This window comes from Brevundimonas sp. P7753, from assembly GCF_013386595.1.
GTDB lineage: Bacteria > Pseudomonadota > Alphaproteobacteria > Caulobacterales > Caulobacteraceae > Brevundimonas > Brevundimonas bullata.
In genome coordinates this window covers 50438-72039 of the sequence record NZ_JACARP010000008.1, presented here as the reverse complement: position 1 = coordinate 72039, position 21602 = coordinate 50438, and the positions used below count along the sequence as shown (strand labels likewise).

Here is a 21602-nt window from a genome sequence, read left to right as displayed (position 1 = left end):
TCTGGGGTTGGTGCGCGGGGTGTGGCGCGAGGTGGTGGGGGAGGAGCCGGAGGCGCCGCCGGCCTATCGCGCCGACTGGGCCGAGACGGGGGGCGAGGAGACCTTGCTGAACGCGGCGCGGCGGCGGCTGGTCGAGGTTTCGCCGGCGATGGCGCGGGCGGGGGACGTGCTGCTGTTTCGGATGAGCGCGGGGTGTCCGGTCAAGCACTGCGCCATCCTGTCGTCGGATGACGGGTCGGAGTGGAAGATGATCCACGCCTATTGGGGGCGGGCGGTGGTCGAGAGCTGGATGGGGCCGTGGTGGCGGCGAAGGCTGGTCGCGGCGTTTCGCTGGCCGGTGAAGACGGAGGGCTGAGGATTTGGCGCAGGTCATTCTGAGCAATGTGGGCCAGCAGGTCGGCGGGCCGATCGGCCAGTTCATCGGCTCGACCATCGGCAAGGCCATCGACAACCGGGTGATCGCCAGCCTGTCGCCGGCGCGGCAGAAGGGGCCGCGGCTGGAGGGCCTGAGCCTGCAGTCGTCGGCGGACGGGGCGCCGATGGGCTGCGTCTTTGGCCGGGCGCGGGTGGTGGGGCAGGTGATCTGGGCCGCGCGGTTCCTGGAGACCAAGCACAAGCGGTCGGGCGGCAAGGGCGGGCAGAAGACGGTCGAGTACGAATATTCGCTGAGCTTCGCCGTCGGGCTGGGCGAGGGGCCGATCGACGGGGTCGGCCGGGTCTGGGCCGACGGTCAGCCGCTGGACCTGACCGGGGTGACGATGCGGGTGCATCGCGGGACCGAGACGCAGACGCCGGACCCGTTGATCGAGGCGGTGGAAGGGGCGGCCTCGGCGTTTCGCGGCACGGCCTATGTGGTGTTCGAGGACCTGCCGCTGGGGCCGTTCGGTAATCGGGCGCCGCAGCTGGCGTTCGAGGTGTTTCGTCGGCCGATGGGCGTTGAGCGGCGGCTGGAGGACCGGCTGGAGGGGGTGTGTCTGATCCCCGGGGCGGGGGAGTTCTGTCTGGCGACCGAAGCCGTGATGCGGCGCGAGGGGCTGACGAAGAGCAGGCCTGAGAACGTCAACAACGCCGAGGGGCGGGCGGATGTCGAGGTGTCGCTGGATCAGTTGATGGTGCAGGCGCCGAACCTGAAGCGGGTCAGCCTGATCGTCGGCTGGTTCGGCGATGACGTGCGGGCGGGACATTGTCAGGTTCGACCCGGGGTGGATCGGCGCGACAAGATGACCAAGCCGATGCGTTGGAGCGTGGCCGGGTTGGAGCGGCATGAGGCGCATCTGGTGTCGCAGATCGACGGCGGGCCGGCCTACGGCGGGACGCCGTCCGACGAGAGCGTGCGCCAGGCGATCCGCAGCCTGAAGGCGCGGGGGGTGGAGGTGACGCTGTATCCCTTCGTCTTCATGGACTGCCCTGGCTATCCGTGGCGCGGGCGCGTGGCCGGGACGGACGGGGCAGGGGCGGCGGCTGAGGTCGCGGCCCTGTTCGGGACGGCGAGCGGCTGGGGCCTGAGGCGGCTGGCGCTGCACTATGCGCGGATGGCGGCGGAAGAGGGGGCGGACGGCCTGCTGATCGGCTCGGAGATGCGAGGGCTGACCGGGACCCGCGATGCGGGCGGCGGCTTTCCGGCGACGGCGCAATTCAAGGCGCTGGCGGCGGAGTGCCGGGCGATTGTCGGGGTGGGGGTGAAGCTGTCCTATGCCGCCGACTGGTCGGAGTATTTCGGCTGGCAAAAGGGCGGCGAGGCGCGGTTCCATCTGGACCCGCTGTGGGCCGATCCGAACATCGATTACGTCGGCATCGACTGGTATCCGCCGCTGGGCGACTGGCGTGCGGGCGACGGCGGGCTGGATGCGGAGGCGTTCGAGGGGGCGGCGGACCCGGCCTATCTGGCGATGCAGGTCGCGGGCGGCGAGAACTTCGACTGGTATTACGCCAGCGCCGAGGATCGGGCGGGGCAGGTGCGGACGCCGATCCGCGACGGGGCGCATGGCGAGGACTGGCTGTATCGCCCCAAGGACCTGAAGGGGTGGTGGTCGAACGCTCACCATGAGCGGGTCGCGGGCGTGCGGTCGGCGACGCCGACGGCCTGGGTTCCGGGGATGAAGCCGATCCGGCTGACCGAGTTCGGCTGTGCGGCGGTGGACCGGGGCGGCAATGCGCCCAATCTGTTTCAGGACCCCAAGAGTTCCGAGAACGCCCTGCCGCCGCATTCGACGGGGGCGCGCGACGACCGGATGCAGCGGCGGGCGCTGGAGGCGGTGCTGACGCACTTTGAGGATGTGGCGAACAATCCGGTGTCGGCGGTCTATGGCGGGCGGATGGTCGAGGGGGCGGACGCCTGGTGCTGGGATGCGCGGCCGTTTCCGGCCTTTCCGGCGCGGGATGGCGTGTGGGTTGACGCGGGGGCTTGGCGGGCCGGGCACTGGCTGAACGGGCGCATGGGCGGCGAGGCGGCGGATCTGGTCGCGGCGGTGCTGAAGCGCGGCGGGCTGGCGGAGGAGGCGTTCGAGATCGGGGCGCTGGACGGCGAGATCGCGGGCTATGTGATTGATCGACCGATGCGGACGCGGGATGCGCTGGAACCGCTGCTGACGGGTCTGGGGGCGACGGCGGCGGAGCGGGGCGGGCGGATCGCCGTGCTGGGCGAGACGGCTGTGGGGTTGACGCTGACGGCGGCGGCCTTGGCCCTGCCGGACGAGGGGGCGAGCGTCGTCGCGGATCGGTCGCTGGAGCCGAGGGCGGGCGCGGCGCGGGTGCGGTTTATCGACGAGACGGCGGATTATCAGACCGGGTCGGTGGTGGTGCGCGGGCTCGGCGACGGCGGCGGGGTTGATCTGGAACTGCCGGCGGTGTGCGGGGCGGGCGTGGCCGGGGCGCTGGCGCGAAGGACGCTGGCGACGACCGGGGGCGAGACGGACCGGCTGACGGTGCGGCTGGGGCCGCTAGAGGCCTTGCGGCTGGAACCGGGAGAGGTGGTGAAGGCCGAGGGGCGGACGGGCGACTGGCGCGTGACGCGGCTGGACGTGGACGAGCAGCCGTCGGCGGTGCTGGAGTCGGTGGTTTCTGTGCGGGCCGATGAGGCGCCGATGGATTGGCGGCCCGGCGATGGACCGACGGTAGTGGGCGCGCCGTTTTTGCGGCTGCTGGACCTGCCGCCCTTGCCGGGGGCGGAGGACGACGGGCGGCCGGTGGTGGCGGCAGCGGCGGAGCCCTGGACGCCGATGGCGGTGCATGGGGGCGCGAGCGTGGAGGCGCTGACGCCGCGGGCGACGGTGATGCGACCGGCGACGGTCGGGGTGCTGACCGAGGCGGTCGGGCGCGGCGTGGTCGGGCGTTGGGACGAGGCCAACGCCGTCATGGTGCGCATCGAGGGACGGGCGCCGGAGAGCCTGACGGCGGGCGGTGTGCTGGGCGGCGGAAATGGCCTGGCGCTGGAGACGGCGGCGGGCTGGGAAGTGGTGCAGTATCGGCGGGCGGAACTGGTCGGCGGCGAGGTCTGGCGGTTGAGCGGCCTGCTGCGCGGACAGCAGGGGAGTGAGGAAGCGACGGCGGCGGGGGCCTTGGCCGGGGCGGTCGTGGTGTTTCTGGAACGCGACATGGCGCGGGCGGAAGTGGCGCCAGGCGAGCGGGGGCTGCCGCGCGTCTGGCGGGCCGGGCCGGCGGGCGCGGCGCCGGGCGGGAGTGGGTTTAGCGAGGTCGATTTCAGCTGGACCGGGCGGGCGGCGCGGCCTTGGCGACCGGCACATCTGCGGGTGGCGGTCGAGGGCGGCGGGCGGCGGCTGTCGTGGACGCCGCGCGTGCGGGCCAACGGCGAGGGCTGGGAGGCCGAGCCGGTCGAGGTCGATCCGCGTCGGTTCCGGGTGCGGGTGCTGGACGGCGCGGTGGAGAAGCGGGTCTGGGAGGTCGAGGGGCTGGAGGCGGTCTATGCGGCGGCGCAGATGGCGGCGGACTGGCCTGGCGGGCTCGGCGAAGGCGCGCGGATCGGCGTGGCGCAGTGGGGCGACGGCTATGGCTGGGGGGCGGAGGCGGTGGCGCCTTTGCTCTAAACCACGTCTGCCCCTTCCAGCGGGGGGGCGCATGGCTTAACTGACGCTCTGGTCTTTTTCTGATGTCGGAGTGAAGCGAACGTGGCTGGCGATCCCTACAAGGAACTGGGCGTTGCCAGAGGCGCGAGCGCGGACGAGATCAAGAAGGCGTTCCGCAAGCTGGCCAAGGAACTGCACCCGGACAAGAATCCGGGCGACAAGGTCTCCGAGGAGCGGTTCAAGCGCATCACGGCGGCTTTCGACCTGCTGGGCGACGCCGAGAAGCGGGCCAAGTATGATCGCGGTGAGATCGACGCTGACGGGCGCGAGCAGTTTCGCGCGCCTCCGGGTGGCGGGGGGCGCTCGGGCGGCTTTGGCGGATTCGGCGGGTCGGGCGGACGCGGCGGGTTCGAGGACATCGACCTTGAAGAACTGTTCGGCGCCTTTGGCGGCGGCGGACGCACGGCGGGACGCGGCGGCTTCGGCGGCGGCAAGGGCCAGGACGTGCGGGCGACGCTGGACATCAGTCTGGAGGACTCCATCGCCGGCACGACGCGCCGCATCCAGTTCTCGGACGGGCGGATGCTGGACGTGGTCATTCCCAAGGGGGCGTCCGAGGGCCAGGTGATCCGGCTGAAGGGCCAGGGCGCGCCGGGACGCGGCGGCCAGGCGGGCGACGCCCTGATCGAACTGAAGATCGCGCCGCACCCGGTGTTCAAGCGGGATGGCGCGGACCTGACCATGGACCTGCCGGTGTCGGTGCCCGATGCGGTGCTGGGCGGAAAGATCCAGGTGCCGACGCCCGAGGGCGCGGTGATGATGACCATCCCCAAGGGCTCGAACAGCGGCAAGATCCTGCGGCTCAAGGCGCGCGGCGCCTATGCGGCGGGCAAGCGCGGGGACCTGTTGGCCAGGCTGGTGGTGACGCTGCCGGAAACGCCGGACGACGACCTGATCCGGTTCGCGACCGAGTGGCGGGACAAGCGCCCCTATAAGCCCGGACGCTGAGCCGCCCCTAAATCTCCTCCCCAAGCTGGATACGACGATGATCGCCCAAGCCGTTGCCAAGCCTGACGCCAAGCCTGCTCGCCCGTGGTTCTCCGCCGGTCCGACGGCCAAGCGTCCAGGGTGGTCGCTGGCGGGGCTGCCGACCAACCTGCTGGGACGGGGCATTCGCGCGCCGGAGGTGGTGGAACGGTTCGCCTATGGCTTGCGGCTGACGCGTGAGGTGCTGGCGCCGCCGGAAGACTATGTGCTGCTCTATACGCCGGGCTCGGACACGGGCGCGGTCGAGGCGGCGCTGTGGGGGATGCTGGGCGAGCGGCCGGTGCAGGTCGTGGCCTATGAGAATTTCGGTCAGGTCTGGGCGAACGACGTGCGCGACCACCTGAAGCTGGAGCCCGAGGTGCTGACGGCGCCCTGGGGCGAGTTGCCGGACATGAGCCGCGTCGATCCCAGCAAGGACGTGGTGTTTCCGTGGAACGGCACGACGTCCGGCGTGCGCATGGATAACGCCGACTGGATCGCGGAAGACCGCGAGGGGCTGACCATCTGCGACGCGACCTCGGCGGCGTTCGCCATGGACCTGCCGTGGGACAAGCTGGATGTGACGACCTTCAGCTTCCAGAAGGCGCTGGGCGGCGAGGCCGGCATCGGCGTCATGGTGCTGTCGCCGCGTGCCGTGGCGCGGCTGGATACCTATCGTCCCGAGCGGTCGATCCCCAAGGTGCTGCGCCTGACGGACAAGACCGGCTTTGACCGGACCCTGGCGGACGGGGTGGTGATCAACACCTATTCCATCCTGACCATCGAGGATTGGATCGACGCCCTGGAGTGGGCCAAGGGCGCGGGCGGGCTGCCGGAGCTGATCCGTCGCACCGATCGGAACTATGCGGCCCTGGCGGAATGGGTGGAGCGGACCGACTGGATCGCCATGCTGCCGGATCGACCAGAAATTCGCTCGACCACCTCGGTCTGCCTGAAGTTCACCGATGCGCGCGTCGCGGCCCTCGACGAGGCCGGGCAGAAGGCCTTTGTGAAGCGGTTCAAGGCCTTGCTGGAAGGCGAAGGCGCGGTGTTCGACATGGAGCCGCACCGTTACGCGCCGCCGGGGCTGCGGTTGTGGTGCGGCTGCACGGTCGAGACGGCGGATGTCGTGGACGCGACGCCGTGGCTGGAATGGGCGTTTGCGACGGCGGTCAGTGAACTGAGCGCATAATTCTGCGCTGTCGGGGCGACTCCGGACGATTCAGGGGTTATAGGCTCCCACCGCATTCTGGATTGCGGAGAAACGATCTTGGCGAACGTCGCAGTAGTCGGCGCCCAATGGGGCGACGAGGGCAAGGGCAAGATTGTGGACTGGCTGTCCAATCGCGCCGACATGGTGGTGCGCTTCCAGGGCGGCCATAACGCGGGCCATACGCTGGTCGTCGACGGCAAGGTTTACAAGCTGGCGCTGCTGCCCTCGGGCGTGGTGCAGGGCAAGCCCTCGATCATCGGCAACGGCGTGGTCGTCGATCCCTGGCATCTGGTCGGCGAGATCGAGAAGATCGTCGCCCAGGGCGTGGCCATCAGCCCCGACATCCTGACCATCGCCGACAACGCCTGTCTGATCCTGCCGATCCATCCGGCCCTGGACGTGGCGCGCGAAGCCGCCGCCAGCGCGCCGGGCGCCAAGATCGGCACGACGGGGCGCGGCATCGGCCCGGCCTATGAGGACAAGGTGGGGCGTCGCGCCATCCGCGTTTGCGACCTGGCCAACGAAGACGACCTGAAGATCAAGATCGAGCGTCTGCGTTCGCACCACGATCCCTTGCGTGCGGGTCTGGGGCTGGAGCCGATCGACCCCGAGGCGCTGCTGGCGCAACTGCTGGAGATCGCGCCGAAGATCCTGCCCTATGTGAAGCCGGCCTGGCGCGTGCTGGATCAGGCCCAGAAGGAGGGCAAACGCGTGCTGTTCGAGGGGGCGCAGGGCGCCTTCCTGGACGTGGACCACGGCACCTATCCCTATGTGACGTCGTCCAACACCGTGGCCGGTCAGGCTGCGGCGGGTTCGGGCATCGGGCCGCGCGGCGTCGGCTATGTGCTGGGCATCGTGAAGGCCTATACGACCCGCGTGGGCGAGGGGCCGTTCGCCTGTGAGCTGAACGACGAGGTCGGAGAGCATCTGGCGGTCGTGGGCCGCGAGGTCGGGGTGAACACGGGTCGGGCGCGGCGTTGCGGCTGGTTCGACGCGGTTCTGGTGCGCCAGTCGGTGGCCATCAACGGCATCGACGGCATCGCCCTCACTAAGCTGGACGTTCTGGACGGTCTGAAGACGCTGAAGATCTGCGTCGGCTATCGCATCAACGGCGAGGTGCTGGACTACCTGCCCTCCAGCCTGAAGGCTCAGGCCTCGGCCGAGCCGGTGTTCGAGGAACTGGAAGGCTGGAGCGAAAGCACCGCCGGGGTGCGGACGTTCAAGGACCTGAACGCCCACGCGCTGAAGTATGTGCGTCGGATCGAGGAACTGATCGGCGCGCCGGTGGCCCTGTTGTCGACCAGTCCCGAGCGGGACGACACCATCCTGATGCGCGATCCGTTCCAGGGTTGAGGTTGAGGATAAGGGGGCTGCGTCCCGAAAAGGGAAACTGCCCCTTAACCCCCTGAGTTTACCTTCTTGGCTCCAGATGGAGCCGAGCCGTGTTCGCTTTAGACGCCAAGACGATGCAGAAGATCGCGCCGGTCGTGCGCCGGGTGCTGATCGTCGACCCCAATCCCGCTGCCGCGCGCCTGTTGTCCGACCTGCTGAAGGGCTTTGGATCGCGGGATGTCGCGGTCGAGGGCGATGAGGCGAAGGTGATCGACCTGGCCCGCGAGATGGAGCCGGGGCTGATCCTGACCGAGCGGTCGGGGCCGCGTCTGGACGGCGAGGCTCTGGCACGGCGCATCCGACGCTCCAGCCTGGCCTGTCGCCGCGTGCCGATCATCATGGTCACAGCCGAGGCCACTGCGAGCACCATCAAGGGTGCGCGGGATTCCGGCGTGCACGAGTTTCTTAGGAAGCCTTTCACCAGCGGCGACCTGTTTCGCCGGGTTGAAAACCTGGCCACCAAGCCGCGCGACTGGGTTGAGGCGGTGGGCTATATCGGGCCGGATCGTCGCCGCTTCAACTCCGACGACTATGCTGGGCCGGGCAAGCGCAAGGCGGACAAGCCGGCGTCTGCGGCCGAGTCGGTCGTGGCGGTCAAGGATCAGGCGATGCGGATTCTGGCTTCGGCCATGGCCCAGTTCGACAGTGATCCGATGCAGGCGGTGCGCGCCATCAAGCAGCAGGCCGAGACGCTGAAGGCCCTGGCCATCAAGACCGGCGACGCGTCTCTGGCGATCGTTGCGGCGGGTCTGGAGACGAACTTGGCGGCGGGCGCGCCGACCAAGGCGACGCTGGCCGGGCCGGTGAGCGCGGTGTTGGCGCTGGCCTCGCCCGAGAGCCTGTCTCGGGCGAGCTGAGGCGTGATCGGATCGGAGGCGCCGACACCCCTCATCCGGCCCTGACGGGCCACCTTCTCCCACAAGGGGAGAAGGGGTTTTGGGGTCAGGCGTCGACCAGGTTTCGCTCTTCGGCGGCAGCGCGCATGGCTTTTTGCAGTTTTTCGAAGGCGCGGACCTCGATCTGACGCACGCGTTCGCGTGAGACGCCGTACTGGCCGGCGAGTTCTTCCAGAGTGACGGGATCGTCCTTGAGGCGGCGTTCCGTGAGGATGTGCTTCTCGCGGTCGGTCAGTTCCTGCATGGCTTCTTCGAGCAGGCTCATGCGGATGGATTTTTCCTCGGAGTCGGCCAGGGCCGTTTCCTGGGACACCGCATTGTCGTCGGCCAGCCAGTCCTGCCACTCGCTTTCGCCGTCGGCGCGCAGGGGCGCGTTCAGCGAGGCGTCGCCGCTGAGGCGGCGGTTCATGTTGGTGACTTCCTCTTCCGATACGCCCAGCTTGGTGGCGATGGCGGCGAGGTGTTCGGGGCGAAGGTCGCCCTCTTCAAATGCGGAAATCTGGCTCTTGGCCTTGCGCAGGTTGAAGAAGAGCTTCTTCTGCGCGGCGGTGGTGCCCATCTTCACGAGGGACCAGGAGCGCAGGATGTATTCCTGAATCGAGGCGCGAATCCACCACATGGCGTAGGTCGCCAGGCGGAAGCCCTTGTCCGGATCGAATTTCTTGACGGCCTGCATCAGGCCGACATTGCCCTCGGAAATCACTTCGCCGATCGGCAGGCCGTAGCCGCGATACCCCATGGCGATCTTGGCCACGAGACGAAGGTGCGAGGTGACGAGGCGGTGGGCCGCTTCGGGGTCCTGATGCTCGTTCCAACGCTTGGCGAGCATGAACTCCTCGTCCTTGGTAAGCATCGGAAACTTGCGGATTTCCGTGAGATAGCGCGACAGTCCCTGTTCAGGCGACATCACCGCGAGTGTCGAGTTAGCCATTAGACGTGGTCCCTCCGACCGATAAGCAAAGAGCAGGCGCCACGGCCATGACCACATGCGTGCGCCATCGCCTCACCCCTCAACCGATCCAAGTGGCGATGGGTTGCCCCGATTTGTAGGGGCGGATCGTCACACGAAGGCGTGACTGTGACCCCGGCGCCACTTGCACCGTTACGGGCCTATTAGCACAGTGTGAGTTGCTGATCAAATCGGGCGAGGATGCGGGCTCAAAGTTCCGCGAGCAGGGCTTCCAGGCGCTGCATGTCCTCGGGCGGGGCGGTCTCGAAACGCAGGGCCTGACCCGTCACCGGGTGGACGAAGCCGAGGACAGCAGCGTGCAGGGCCTGGCGGGTCAGGCCGACCTCGGCGACGGCGGCGCGGACGGGGATGGCGGGGCTGCCCGAGCCGTAGACGGGGTCGCCGAGCAGGGGCGAACCCTTGGAGGCCAGATGGACGCGGATCTGGTGGGTGCGGCCGGTGTGCAGGGTGCAGGCGACGCGGGCGGCGAGCGGGGCGGCGGAGGCCTTGGCGGGTTGGCCGAAGGTTTTCTGCACCACATAGTCGGTGATGGCCTCGCGACCGCCGGCCTTGAGCACGGCCATCTTCTTGCGGTCACTGCTGGACCGGCCGATCTGGGTCTGGATGCGGCCCTTCTCGGGGGAGGGCGCGCCGCGCGTCAGGGCCACATAGGTGCGCTCGATGTCGTGGGTCGCGAACAGGGCGGAGAGGCCCGCGTGGGCGCGGTCGCTCTTGGCGGCGACCATGACGCCCGAGGTGTCCTTGTCCAGACGGTGGACGATGCCGGGGCGAGCCACGCCGCCTATGCCCGACAGGCTGTCGCCGCAGTGGGCCAGAAGGGCGTTGACCAGGGTGCCGGTCTCGCAGCCGGGGGCCGGGTGGGCGGCCATGCCGGGGGCCTTGTCGATGACGATCAGGTCGGCGTCCTCGAACAGGACTGTCAGGGGGATGGCCTCGGGCTGAGGCGTGGCGGCGACGACGGGGGGCATGACGACGGCGTAGAGACCGGCCTGGGCCTTGGCCGAGCCGCTTGTGATCGGCTGGCCGTCGCGGCGGACGGCGCCCTCGGCCAGCAGGGCCTGAAGCCGGGCGCGGGACAGGGTCGGGAAGGCGGCGGCCAGGGCCTTGTCGAGGCGGACGCCGGGCGCGTCGATCTGCGCCTCGAGAATTTCCGCGTCGTCGTCTTCCGTCAGCAAAGGTTCATCGGCCATAGGGCGAAATAGCATGGCTTGCGGGGCGAGGCTTCATCGGTCCTTGGTCGTCGCGTGAAATGCCTTGGGAGAGGCCGGAATGAAGCTTTTGATCGCCGCTGCAGTCGCCGCCACGGGCGTGGTTCTGCTGTCCGGTTGCGCCACCATGAGCCAGGATCAGTGCCTGGTCGGCGACTGGGGCGGGCAGGGCTGGCGCGACGGCGCGGCTGGGCATCAGACCAGCCGGCTGGACGATCACGCCAAGGCCTGCGCCAAGTTTGGCGTGGCTCCGAACATGAGCGCCTATCTGTCGGCGCGCGAGGACGGCTTGCGGACCTATTGCACTTGGGAGAACGGCTTCCGGCAGGGGCGTCAGGGCGCCAGCTATGGCGGCGTCTGCTCGCCGGCGGAGGAGCGCGACTTCCTGCCCGCCTATCAGGACGGGCGTCGGATCTATGCGGCGGAGCAGGCCGTGTCGTCGGCGGAAAGCGCGCTCAACTCGGCCATCAGCCGTATCGAGAGCCGTGAGGACAAGCTGGAGGCCAAGCAGCGCGAACTGCGGCAGGAGGGGCTGACGGACGAGCAGCGCGAGCGCATTCGCGAGCGTATCCGCGAGGTGCGCGGCGAGCTTCAGGACGCGCGTCGCGATGCGCGCCGGGCGGAAGATGAGTTGCGCTATGCCGAGATCGAGGCGCGGGCGGTGATCGGCGCCATCGGCGGTCGCTACGGGGTGTGGTGATTTCAGCAGCCTAAGGCCGTCATCCCGGCCGGAGCCTCGCGAAACGAGGCGCAGAGCCGGGACCGCTGAGGACGCCGCGCTTCCTGCGGTCCCGGATAGCGGCTGCGCCGCTTCCGGGATGACGCGAGAAGGTGATCAGGCGGCCTTGGTGGCCGAGGCGCCGAAGTGCGGGTCCAGTTCGCCGGCGGCGTAGCGCTTGGCCATCTGGGCGGTGGACAGGGGGCGGATCTTCGACGCCTGACCTTCGCAGCCGAACTGCTGATAGCGCTCGATGCACAGCTTGCGCATGGCTTCCTTGGCGGGCTTGAGCCAGGCGCGCGGGTCGAACTCGCCCGGCTTTTCCATCAGCAGTTTGCGCACGGCGCCGGTCATGGCCATGCGGTTGTCGGTGTCGATGTTGATCTTGCGCACGCCGTGCTTGATGCCGCGCTGGATTTCCTCGACCGGGACGCCCCAGGTCTGGGGCATCTGGCCACCATAGGCGTTGATGATGTCCTGCAGGTCCTGCGGCACAGAGGACGAGCCGTGCATGACCAGGTGGGTGTCGGGCAGGCGGCGGTGGATTTCCTCGATCACGTTCATGGCCAGGACTTCGCCGTCCGGCTTGCGGCTGAACTTGTAGGCGCCGTGGCTGGTGCCCATGGCGATGGCGAGAGCGTCGACCTTGGTGGCGCGGACGAAGTCGACGGCCTGATCCGGGTCGGTCAGCAGGGCCGAGTGGTCCAGCTTGCCCTCGAAGCCGTGGCCGTCTTCGGCCTCGCCCATGCCGGTTTCCAGCGAGCCGAGCACGCCCAGTTCACCCTCGACCGAGACGCCGCAGGAGTGGGCCATTTCGGTGACGCGACGGGTGACGTCGACATTGTATTCGTAGGAGGCGGGGGTCTTGGCGTCTTCTTCCAGCGAGCCGTCCATCATCACCGAGGTGAAGCCGTACTGGATGGCGGTGGCGCAGGTCGCCGGGCCGTTGCCGTGATCCTGGTGCATGCAGACCGGGATGTGGGGGTACAGTTCAGCCAGGGCGTCGATCAGCTTGGCCAGGACGATGTCGTTGGCGTAGTTGCGGGCGCCGCGCGAGGCCTGGATGATCACGGGTGCGTTGACGGCTTCCGCCGCCTCCATGATGGCCAGGCCCTGTTCCATGTTGTTGATATTATAGGCGGGCAGGCCGTAGTCGTTCTCCGCCGCGTGATCGAGCAACTGTCGCAGCGTGATGCGCGCCATGGGTAGTCTCCTGAGCCGGTATTATTTTGCTGAGGCTTTAGCCCGAAGGGGCGAGGAAGTCACGCTGGCGGAACGGGGGAGTGTCTTGGTCCGGAAGGTTCATCCGCGTGGGCAAGAGGATCGTCAAATATGAAGCCCATGGAGCTGGAGGAGGAGAGCGATCTGCCCAGCCGTCCTATTCAGTTTGACCGTCGCTTGTGTTAAGTTGGGATGCGACCGTGGCGGACAGAGAGGAAGCCCGATGGGCCTTCTTTTCCAATAACTTAGATGGACTAACCCGCCCTGAGGCAGTCATTGAAATACAACGAGATTTTCCGCGTTTGGCTAACGGCCAGAGCCGTAGATCGGACACGAAAAACCCCGCCGGCGTTGCAGCGCGCGGCGGGGTTCAAAAGGGCTTGGTTCAGTACTCAAGGCCAACAGCATCTTACCGCGCTGCCTCTTCCATCGCAACGTCGGAGGTCAGCCAATGAGCCGCCTTCTCGACCTCGAGAATTTCGTCGCTGAAAAGCTGGCCTGGCATCAGCGCATCGCCAGCGACCCAACGGTCTCTCTCTCGGCCAAGGCCGTCGCCGGCTTCATTCTCCATGACCTGAACGCCAGCGAAGGCGGCGCCTGGCGTGGCCAGGAGAGCATGGCGGCAGGTCTGGGCGTCAGCCCACGCCAGTTGCGGCGCCTGCTGGACGAACTCGAGTCGGCTTCATACCTGCAAGTCGAGGTCCGTAAGGGGCGCGGGCGCACCAATATTTGTCGCGCCACCCTGCCGGATGAACGGGCTGTGACATCGGAAAACCGGACATCAACGGCCGCTCAAACTGTCGAAAAGCGGACACCGGCGACCGTTCAAACGCCAAAAAACCGGACATCGGCGTCACGAAAACCGGACATGGATGTCCGACAATACCTTTATGACCCCATTAAAAAATTTCCGACGCAGCAGTCGAGGCGGTCGTGCAGCGAGGAAGTAACGCCAGCGAGGATCATTCCCTTCGAGCATTCAGGCATTCGAGAGCGGGTGATGGGGATCGCCGGGGAGGGCGCTACGATCAGCTACCTCGACCCCGCTAGGTGGGATGCGGACGGCAGCAGCATCGTTTGCACCAGCGCTACGGGCTTTGCTCGGTTGCGCGACCTTGCTGGAAAGCCCCTCGCCGCCATTGGCGTGTCCATCACGCTCCAAGCTGGCAGCGTTGGGCGACTGGCAGCATAGGCCTGGCGCTGCGGCGAATGAGCCGTTATTCGCCGCATATCTTGCCGGGATGATCCTTGCATTTGCGGTGAATGCGGGGCATTTTCGCCGCGAAAGATGCGGTGATTATGACATACATTCACGAACAGGACGGTTGGCCGAGTTTGCGCTGGAGTGACCAGCGCCTCGTTGAACCGCTGGCCGCCGTGCGCCATCGCCAGGGACGGTTGATCGGTCACATGGAGGCGTTGGGCTTTCCGCTGCGTGAGGAAGCCGTCCTGCGAACCCTGACTGAGGACGTGCTGAAGTCCAGCGAGATCGAGGGCGAGGTGTTGGATCGGGAGCAGGTGCGTTCCTCCATCGCCCGCCGCCTGGGCATGGATGTTGTCGGGCTGATCGAATCTGATCGCAACGTCGAGGGCGTCGTCGAAATGATGCTCGACGCCACGCAGAACTTTGCTCTCCCGCTGACCGCCGACAGGCTGTTCGCCTGGCACGCAGCGCTCTTCCCTACCGGCCGCAGCGGCATGAGCCGCATCACCGTCGGCGCTTGGCGCATGAGCGAGGGCGACCCCATGCAGGTCGTGTCGGGGCCTGTCGGGCGTGAGCACGTCCACTACGAAGCCCCGGAGGCGGCGCGGCTGGACGCGGAAATGACGCGCTTTCTCACCTGGTTCGAGACGGCGACGTCGGATCCGGTTCTCAAGGCCGGCGTCGCTCATTTCTGGTTCGTCACCGTCCACCCGTTTGATGACGGCAATGGCCGCATCGCGCGCGCCATCGCAGATCTCGCCCTGGCGCGCGCGGAAGGAACCCCTCAGCGTTTCTACAGTATGTCCGCCCAGATCCGCGCTGAGAGGAAGGCCTATTACGAAACGTTGGAGGCGACCCAGAAGGGTGATTTGGACATCACCGCTTGGCTGCTGTGGTTCATCGCTTGCCTCGACCGGGCCTTCGACGGTGCCGAGACCATACTGGCTGGCGTCATGCGCAAGGCCCGTTTCTGGGAAGCCTTGGCCGATCAGCCGCTAAACGAACGCCAGAGGAAGGTGCTGAACCGCCTGCTTGATGGCTTCGAAGGCAAACTCACCAACGCCAAATGGGCGGCGTTGGCGAAGACGTCGTCGGACACGGCGCTACGGGACATCAACGACTTGGTGCAGCGGGGTATATTGGCGAGGGATGCTGGTGGCGGGCGGAGCACGAGTTATGCCCTCGTGTAACATTTGGCGATTAACCGCCTGTTCGATTATCGAACAAGAGGGTATCATGGGCAACCCAATGGAGAATCGAAATGGATCTCGTCAAGCCCGCAACCTTTCCAGAAGAAAAGATCATTGCCGCTATCGATGAATGGTGGGAGGACGAAAAGAACCAAGCAGCTATATTAACCGAAGAAGAGTCCTCCGATACACAATCCGTCCTGAAGCCGCTGAAAGAAATCGACTCTCATCGCGTGGTTCGTTGCATTATGACTTTAGAGCCAGTCATTGGTATCGAAATCCCGGCAAAAACTATCCAGTCGGGCGGTTATGAGACGATCTCTGAACTTAAAATCGACATGGTATCAAAGTTAAAAGCTCTGTTTGAGAAAAAGGAGCTGGTGTCATGAATATCGATCACGACCGGATCGCTGTCGGGCGCAGAATTAAAGAGTCACGAACATATTTAGGGCTGTCTCAGGAAGAAGTCGCCACTAACTTGGGCATACCTAGATCAGCCGTCTCACTTATAGAGACTGGGCAGCGAGGAATTGAAGCCGAGGAGCTGAACAAGCTGAGCAGTATACTTGGTAGATCTGTAGAATTTATTACCAAAGGAAAAGAGATAACCCAATCCGAATCCGTATCTCTTCTGGCAAGAGCAGCCGAGGGATTGTCGGTTTCCGATGTTGAGGAGCTCCAACGGTTTGCTGTGTTCCTCAAATCTCGGTCGCAAGCATAACCGATGATAAAGGAACTGCGTGACGCACGGCTAAAAGGGGCGAAGGCCGCATATCGAATACTAGATATGCTCGAGGCCCGTGATCGTCTGAAACAGACCTATGGGCAAGTAGATGTGTTTCAGGCTTTAGCGCAGCTAGATATTATGGTCATGTTCAAGCCCCTGGACGGCCTCCTTGGTGCGTACCTTCGAGGCTCTCCACCCGGTGTGCTGATTAGCACCAAACGTCCCCACTCTGTTCAACGCTTTACAGCTGCTCATGAGCTTGGCCACGCTGTCCTCGAGCATGAACCAAGCCTGGACACCCCGGACGTTCTTAGGCGCGCGGCAAGTGGACGCTTTGGTGGCATCGGGAAATTTGCTGCACATTTGCAGGAGGTTGAGGCAGACGCGTTTGCTGGCGAATTTTTGATGCCTCGCTGGCTCTTGGCACACCATGCGGCATTGCAGGGGTGGTCCCCGAGGCATTTCAACGATCCGGCAGTAGTGTACCAACTATCACTTAGATGTGGATCCAGTTACGACGCAACAACGCGAGCGTTAGAACGCAATCGCGTCATCTCATCATCTTCCGGGGCCGCGCTGAGAAAGGTGAAACCTAAGGCGTTGAAGGAGGATCTTCGACGTGACGACAAATCCTTCAATCCGTGGTCAGATGCCTGGATCATTACAGAGAAAGACCAAACGAGCAGCGTCAAGTTCCGGGAGGGCGATGTAGTCGGCGTCCACCTAATTGAGCATGCTGCGGGGGGCTACCGTTGGATCCACTCGGCACCAACTGAGATGACACCCTTAAGTGATCGCACCACACTTGGGTTGGACATCGGAGCCGCATCTGAACGGCGGATTGTCTTTAAATGCGACCATGCGATGCACGGAAAGCTGGCATTCGTGGAAAAACGGCCATGGGAGAGTGAAGGGCATAATATCGACTTTTCGGTCGAAATCGTAGGACCCGAGGAAGGCTTGTCTTCGGCAACACGGCAAAGGTTAGTTCAGAGATGAGCGACACCGCGTGCGTGCGTTCCTTGATAGGCTCGGTTCGAGATCAAGGACGAAGACCGACGTGCCTTTCATTCGCCGCGAGCGATACTCACCAAATCGCACGCGCCTACGGTGGATTCTTCTCCACTGAATGCCTGCACTGTCGCGCAGCCAAGCTGGGCGGACAGTCCTCATCCGAAGGTGTCAGCTTCCCCTTATTGACTGAAGCTCTGAGGCTTGAAGGGCAGGTGGAAGAGTCTGCCTGGCCTTACGGCCATGCAGGACCTCACACTGGTGCGGTCAGCTATCTCGGAACCGTCACGGTTGCTGAATTTGATGAGGCGACCGCTCGCGCCGAATTAAAATCTAACAAAGCGGTAGGCCTTGCTCTCAACTTAGGTGAAAAATTCTTTTTATTGAAAGATCAGACCTTAGTATCTAGCGATGTAACCCCACCGGTCGCGCGCCACGCAGTCGTAATAACTGGATGTAGAGCCCGATCAGATATAGAATTTGAAGTGCGAAATTCTTGGGGTGAAGGCTGGGGGTTAAACGGTTACGGATGGCTCTCAGCAGAATTTATTCGCCTATCGTCCATATGCATGTTCACTATAGAGCCTCATAGATGACCATTATAAATTCACTCAAAGATGCTAATAGCGTAGTAGATGCGTGGCGCGAAGCTTGCTCGCATTTAATGAATCAGTCCGGAAGAAAGTGTACTAATCTTATATATTCTGTAAAGAATCCGTCAGTTTTATCTCAAACCGACTTGAAAGTAATATCTGATTTTGACGAATTTGCGCAGAAACATAACTTGAATTCGTCAACTACTGTTGCGAATACAATTTTCCCTGTTGATACATATCTGAAGTATGGATCAAGCAATCTTTACTCGCGTTATATGGATGAAGTTTTCCCTCGAGTAACTACAAACTGGGGTACCTACTTTGAGCGCATGGTTCAGCGCCGAGATCCCAAGGGTAATGCAATCAAAGGCAGGGACGGCCTGCCCATTAACCCCCTGGAAAGCCTAACAAGCAAGGTTGCCGCACGCCTTTCAAAAGGTAACGGCACCAAAACTCACTACGAAATGTTGCTTGACGACGAGGCTCTGGAACTAACGACTTACCTGCCGGAGCGTGATAGAAACTATCAACGTGGGGGTCCATGCCTAAGCCATGCATCGTTTAAGGTCGATGGACAGGGCGCGATATCTCTCACGGCAATCTATAGATCTCATTTTTATGTGGAGAGAGCGCTGGGGAACCTGCTCGGCCTGGCGAGGCTACAATCGTTTGTCGCTCAAACAGCCGGCGGGACCGTGGGGCCGTTGACGGTGCATGCCGTATCCGCCGTTCTAGAATCGGCAGCTGGCGGTGCCGACCGTAAAGCCGTTGCAAGCTTCCTAGCCGATGTGAACGTCAAATAAGCCGGAGCTGCTTCTCGGTTAAGGAGGAAATCTCATAGAGCTGTTCCATCTGGTCAATAAACTGAGCCTGACCTCCATAGCTGGGGTGTCGGACCTTCGTATGGCTTAGCCCCATTGCCGTCAAAGCAATGGAAGCATCATTACCAATGGCTACGATGTCTCTGGGCTGAAATTTCATCACCAATGCTTCCAGAGACCACAACGCAGCGGCGCGTTCTTTGAGCGTATGTTGGCGATTGGACTGTTGATCCCCAGGACCATGTGGGTGCAGTGGAAACGCGTTCCACAAAACTGGGACGGAAGGCAGTCTTCTTAAGACGCCCCAGGTTATTGATGCTGTGCGTTCATCGAGGGACGTAGCGGTGCTCTTCTCGATCCCGTCCACCCCCAGTGCGCTAGCCATCTCTGGCAAATGACGCTCGTCTGTGAGCGCGAGTCCGGTTCGGCGAGCGCCGCGGTAGCCCAGATCACGCCCCACCCAGATAGTGTCGGTGCCCATAACTAACTGACGGTCCAGAACTTTAGCGAGATTGTTCCGTCGCACTGTCGGCGCGCCCGGGAGGTCGTGAGAGGGGCATACGTCAGCGTATGGATTGAACACATTCGGCAGCTGAACTTCCGCTAATGCCCCCACAAAATCTTCGACCCAACTAGCTATCACGTCCCAAATTTCTCGAATCGAATCTCTCGTTCCGACAAGTCTACCAGAACGCGCCCGCGCCTATGGAGTTTCAGCTCACGAAAAACTGCGTATCCATCGAGAATGGCCTTTTCCCATGCCCAGAAGGGCTGGTCTTCCACCTCGTAACCTCGCGTGAACTCCTTGATTGTTTTTAGTATTTCGTAATCTACTCGCTCAACACCAGCGAAATAATGGGGCTTTGACCTATTGAAGATCCAGGACGAAATGCCTTCCTCGATTAATATCGCTCGAGCGCCATCCTCAGCCTCGTCGAGTTTTGGGAAGCTCTTTCGCTTCACCTTGAAAAGTGCTCTCAGAACTGGCGACCATCCCAAAACTGCTGCATATGCCAGATGGAATACATCGTGGAATCTGTAGTCATCCTCTTCGCCGATATTATCTGTTAATGGGTCCCCAATCTTGATCTGAAAAACTTTCTGGGTGACGAAGTTCTTCCCTCTTATCTCTCTTTCCTCGAAATCGACTGCCAATCTTCTGTGAAGTTGCTCGTCCTGAGGTATGCGCAATCCTTCAAATTGGATTCGATCATCATAGAGATCGAGAAATATCCTTTCATCAGGGAACCGTGACTCGCTTTTTGTAATATTATTATTGATCGCTTCTTGGATAAAAACATCATTCGCCGCCATGGCGCGCAACGCTGCACCCAAGGCCTCGGTCGTCGGAAGCCGAAGATCGGAGTTAGTATCAAGCGCAGCACTAGCGAGACGACCTGCGGCTGCAGCTGCATCTAGCCACGGATCTCCGAGGGCGGCACCTTTAGTTCTACCGAGGAGATCTTGGGCATCTTCAACCGACCCAATCTGAGAAACATCGCTTTTCAGAGCGTCTGCAACGAGCTCGCGGAAGGACAGGCCGAGGGTTCGCCCTAACGCTGAAAAATACCACAAAAGATCGCCCGCCTCTTCGACAAGGTTGCCCCCGAAAGAAACGTAACTAGCCCCTTCTCTGGCCCTTTTCTTAAACTCGCTTAAGAGCGATCCCAGCTCGCCATAGACGCCCATTATGCCGATCGTTACGGCGTCTTCCGGCCTCCGCCGGTCGGTTCGCGCGACCTGGCGATCAAAGTCCTCGAAGTTGTACATTCATTCCACCACACAATCGAACCGCGAAGCTGCCCCGAATTTGTTAGTTTTTCAAGAACCGCGTTCACTCAGATGGCTCCCGTCGACGCCGGCGATGTCCGGTGAGATGGTGTGCTGAGCGCAATTCGTGCTGTTGCAATCCGCCCTTTTCGAAGCAGAGGGGTTGTATGGCCCGTCCGGTCGGCTTGGGCGCAGAAGTAGGGAGCTAAAGGGTTCGGGTGGCCGACTACGCGGCGCTGATGGAATCATTGTTTGATTTCGACCGGCTCTCCCGACTGCTGTCCGGTGACAGGTTCCGGCTGCGCTATGACGCAATGCACGCCATTACAGGGCCCTACGCTCAGGAAATCCTTGTGCGGCGGCTGGGCGCGCCCTGCGGATCCGTGGTCAACGGCCTGCCAAGACCCGACTTCGGCGGTCTGCAGCCCGACCCTAACCCGACACACGCGCGCGCCCTGCTGGAGGCCATGTTCCGAAGCGACGCGCCCGATTTCGGGGCCGCTTCCGACGGCGACGGCGACCGGCACATGATCCTCGGTCGCGGTGTCTTCGTTACGCCGAGCGACGGCCTTGCGGTGATGGCGGCCAATGCGACGGCCGTACCGGCTTACGCACGTGGAATCGCGGGCATCGCACGGTCGATGCCGACGAGCCGGGCTGTGGATCATGTCGCCCGCGCCCTCGGCGTGCCTGCTATGTTACCCCCACCGGCTGGAAGTACTTCGTCGCCCTGCTTGACCGGGGTCTGATCAACCTGTGCGGCGAAGAGAGCTTCGGCGCGGGCTCCAGTCACATCCGGGAGAAGGATGGTCTGTGGGCGGTGTCCCCGCGTGATAGACCATGTCATCATCATCGGCCCCGAGTGAAACGCCGGACGAGGTGCTGGCCCGCTTCGATCGCGCCGGCGGTCCTGTCGACCTGACGGACGTGGCTGAAGCGCTGCGAGCCGGTGCAGCCGAAGGTGAGCCAGAGCTATGGAAGGCAGATCGGCTGGCGGCCGAAATTCGGCCGTTTCCCGGCAACCCCAGCCCTTGGGGCGGCTATTTTGGACCGCGCTTCAGCGCCACCTATGAGAATGGCGAGGTCGTGGACAGCCCGCCTCTGGCGGCTGTGGACACCCGGTTGCTGGTCTCACCGCCGATGCCGAACATGTTGAGCTTCTTAAAAAGCTCCGTCTTCTCGGCCCGGCTCGCCTTGAGGTTCTCGCCGAAAATATTGCGATAGACGCTGGCAAGATCGGCTCGGCCGCTCGATTGGATAGCCGACAAGGGCGGGGATCGGGCTCGTGCGCCCCGTGACCAAGTCCTGGAGACGGCGGATTCGGCTTTCGGTCGGGGGATGCATCCTGAGCTCCGGAATGCGGCGGCCGGGGAGAAGGATCATGATCCACAGGTCGCGGTTGGCGATATGCCCGATCTCATGCGCCAGAACCCCGGCGAGTTCTCGCCGTCGAGCTGGTCGAGCAGCCCGTGGGTGACGCAGATGGCGCTGTCCTCGGGCCTGCCCAGGCCGAAGGCGTTCGGCAGCCGGCTCGGCACGCGATAAAGCGCCGGTGCGCGCTGCAGCCCGGACCTGCGGGCGAGTTCGGCCAAGGCCGCGACGAGACCGGGGGCATCA

General features: G+C 63.9%; 24 protein-coding genes. 17 read left to right on the top strand and 7 right to left on the bottom strand.

Translation table 11 applies throughout. The features are described 5' to 3' along the window. The 6 genes from HX774_RS02195 to HX774_RS02170 form a co-directional block, all read left to right on the top strand. A partial coding sequence (locus tag HX774_RS02195; RefSeq protein ID WP_178823829.1) for a peptidase P60 occupies positions 1-355 on the top strand: 355 nt, incomplete at its 5' end. 4 nt (positions 356-359) lie between these two features. Then, positions 360-4043, top strand: coding sequence for a glycoside hydrolase/phage tail family protein (locus HX774_RS02190; protein ID WP_178823827.1), 3684 nt, complete (start codon positions 360-362; stop codon positions 4041-4043). Between the two features lie 81 nt (positions 4044-4124). Then, complete coding sequence (locus HX774_RS02185; protein ID WP_178823825.1) at positions 4125-5030, top strand: DnaJ C-terminal domain-containing protein; 906 nt, start codon at positions 4125-4127, stop codon at positions 5028-5030. A 37-nt stretch (positions 5031-5067) separates the two neighbouring features. Further along, on the top strand, positions 5068-6240 hold the full coding sequence (locus HX774_RS02180) for a phosphoserine transaminase (protein ID WP_178823823.1): 1173 nt from the start codon (positions 5068-5070) through the stop codon (positions 6238-6240). Between the two features lie 78 nt (positions 6241-6318). Continuing rightward, positions 6319-7614: an adenylosuccinate synthase gene (locus tag HX774_RS02175; protein WP_114818673.1), complete on the top strand. Its 1296-nt coding sequence runs from the start codon at positions 6319-6321 to the stop codon at positions 7612-7614. Positions 7615-7703: 89 nt separating this feature from the next. After that, positions 7704-8510, top strand: a complete 807-nt coding sequence (locus HX774_RS02170) for a response regulator (protein ID WP_178823821.1) — start codon at positions 7704-7706, stop codon at positions 8508-8510. A gap of 85 nt (positions 8511-8595) precedes the next feature. On the opposite strand, the gene rpoH is transcribed toward HX774_RS02170, so the two are convergent. Further along, entirely contained in the window at positions 8596-9480 is an 885-nt protein-coding gene (rpoH, locus tag HX774_RS02165; protein ID WP_178823819.1) for an RNA polymerase sigma factor RpoH, read from the bottom strand. 227 nt (positions 9481-9707) lie between these two features. Further along, positions 9708-10709, bottom strand: a complete 1002-nt coding sequence (locus tag HX774_RS02160; RefSeq protein WP_178823817.1) for an RluA family pseudouridine synthase — start codon at positions 10707-10709, stop codon at positions 9708-9710. A gap of 79 nt (positions 10710-10788) precedes the next feature. On the opposite strand from HX774_RS02160, the gene HX774_RS02155 reads away from it, so the two are divergent. Next, positions 10789-11427 (top strand): DUF2799 domain-containing protein, encoded by a 639-nt coding sequence (locus HX774_RS02155; RefSeq protein ID WP_178823815.1) that lies wholly within the window; start codon positions 10789-10791, stop codon positions 11425-11427. A 135-nt stretch (positions 11428-11562) separates the two neighbouring features. Here the strand turns inward: HX774_RS02155 and fba are convergent, their stop codons facing one another. Next, entirely contained in the window at positions 11563-12648 is a 1086-nt protein-coding gene (gene fba / locus HX774_RS02150; RefSeq protein ID WP_178823814.1) for a class II fructose-bisphosphate aldolase, read from the bottom strand. A gap of 469 nt (positions 12649-13117) precedes the next feature. Between fba and HX774_RS02145 the strand changes: the two genes are divergently transcribed. The 7 genes from HX774_RS02145 to HX774_RS02115 all read left to right on the top strand — a co-directional run bounded on the left by HX774_RS02145 (position 13118) and on the right by HX774_RS02115 (position 18197). Then, positions 13118-13858 carry a hypothetical protein gene (locus HX774_RS02145; protein WP_178823811.1) on the top strand — a complete coding sequence of 247 codons (741 nt, stop codon included), beginning with the start codon at positions 13118-13120 and terminating at the stop codon, positions 13856-13858. Between the two features lie 71 nt (positions 13859-13929). Further along, the gene (locus tag HX774_RS02140; protein WP_255499903.1) at positions 13930-15060 is read left to right on the top strand and encodes a Fic family protein; all 1131 of its coding nucleotides are present in this window, start codon (positions 13930-13932) and stop codon (positions 15058-15060) included. Positions 15061-15131: 71 nt separating this feature from the next. Further along, positions 15132-15449, top strand: a complete 318-nt coding sequence (locus tag HX774_RS02135; protein ID WP_178823809.1) for a hypothetical protein — start codon at positions 15132-15134, stop codon at positions 15447-15449. Beyond that, the gene (locus HX774_RS02130) at positions 15446-15781 is read left to right on the top strand and encodes a helix-turn-helix domain-containing protein (protein WP_178823807.1); all 336 of its coding nucleotides are present in this window, start codon (positions 15446-15448) and stop codon (positions 15779-15781) included. Before HX774_RS02135 ends, HX774_RS02130 begins: the two co-directional genes overlap by 4 nt. 3 nt (positions 15782-15784) lie before the next feature. Next, positions 15785-16786 carry an ImmA/IrrE family metallo-endopeptidase gene (locus tag HX774_RS02125; protein WP_178823805.1) on the top strand — a complete coding sequence of 334 codons (1002 nt, stop codon included), beginning with the start codon at positions 15785-15787 and terminating at the stop codon, positions 16784-16786. Then, a complete protein-coding gene (locus HX774_RS02120; RefSeq protein WP_178823803.1) occupies positions 16783-17394 on the top strand; it encodes a C1 family peptidase in 612 nt (203 codons plus the stop codon). The genes HX774_RS02125 and HX774_RS02120 overlap by 4 nt, the downstream gene beginning before the upstream one ends. Beyond that, positions 17391-18197 carry a hypothetical protein gene (locus HX774_RS02115; RefSeq protein WP_178823801.1) on the top strand — a complete coding sequence of 269 codons (807 nt, stop codon included), beginning with the start codon at positions 17391-17393 and terminating at the stop codon, positions 18195-18197. The genes HX774_RS02120 and HX774_RS02115 overlap by 4 nt, the downstream gene beginning before the upstream one ends. Here the strand turns inward: HX774_RS02115 and HX774_RS02110 are convergent. Continuing rightward, on the bottom strand, positions 18190-18696 hold the full coding sequence (locus tag HX774_RS02110; RefSeq protein WP_218650219.1) for a uracil-DNA glycosylase: 507 nt from the start codon (positions 18694-18696) through the stop codon (positions 18190-18192). The two genes, HX774_RS02115 and HX774_RS02110, sit on opposite strands and share 8 nt — an antisense overlap. A 158-nt stretch (positions 18697-18854) precedes the next feature. Further along, a complete protein-coding gene (locus HX774_RS02105) occupies positions 18855-19985 on the bottom strand; it encodes a pyrophosphatase (protein ID WP_178823799.1) in 1131 nt (376 codons plus the stop codon). Positions 19986-20203: 218 nt separating this feature from the next. Between HX774_RS02105 and HX774_RS02100 the strand changes: the two genes are divergently transcribed. The 3 genes from HX774_RS02100 to HX774_RS02095 are packed head-to-tail and all read left to right on the top strand — an operon-like array spanning position 20204 to position 21209. Further along, positions 20204-20734 carry a hypothetical protein gene (locus HX774_RS02100; RefSeq protein WP_218650218.1) on the top strand — a complete coding sequence of 177 codons (531 nt, stop codon included), beginning with the start codon at positions 20204-20206 and terminating at the stop codon, positions 20732-20734. Next, a complete protein-coding gene (locus tag HX774_RS20340) occupies positions 20716-20907 on the top strand; it encodes a hypothetical protein (RefSeq protein WP_218650220.1) in 192 nt (63 codons plus the stop codon). Before HX774_RS02100 ends, HX774_RS20340 begins: the two co-directional genes overlap by 19 nt. After that, positions 20826-21209, top strand: coding sequence for a hypothetical protein (locus tag HX774_RS02095; RefSeq protein WP_178823741.1), 384 nt, complete (start codon positions 20826-20828; stop codon positions 21207-21209). Before HX774_RS20340 ends, HX774_RS02095 begins: the two co-directional genes overlap by 82 nt. Here HX774_RS02095 and HX774_RS20335 read toward each other — a convergent pair. Next, entirely contained in the window at positions 21147-21401 is a 255-nt protein-coding gene (locus HX774_RS20335; RefSeq protein WP_366559078.1) for a hypothetical protein, read from the bottom strand. The genes HX774_RS02095 and HX774_RS20335 overlap by 63 nt on opposite strands. Further along, positions 21365-21577, bottom strand: a complete 213-nt coding sequence (locus HX774_RS19690; RefSeq protein ID WP_211305997.1) for a hypothetical protein — start codon at positions 21575-21577, stop codon at positions 21365-21367. The genes HX774_RS20335 and HX774_RS19690 overlap by 37 nt, the downstream gene beginning before the upstream one ends. Positions 21578-21602 lie beyond the last annotated feature (25 nt).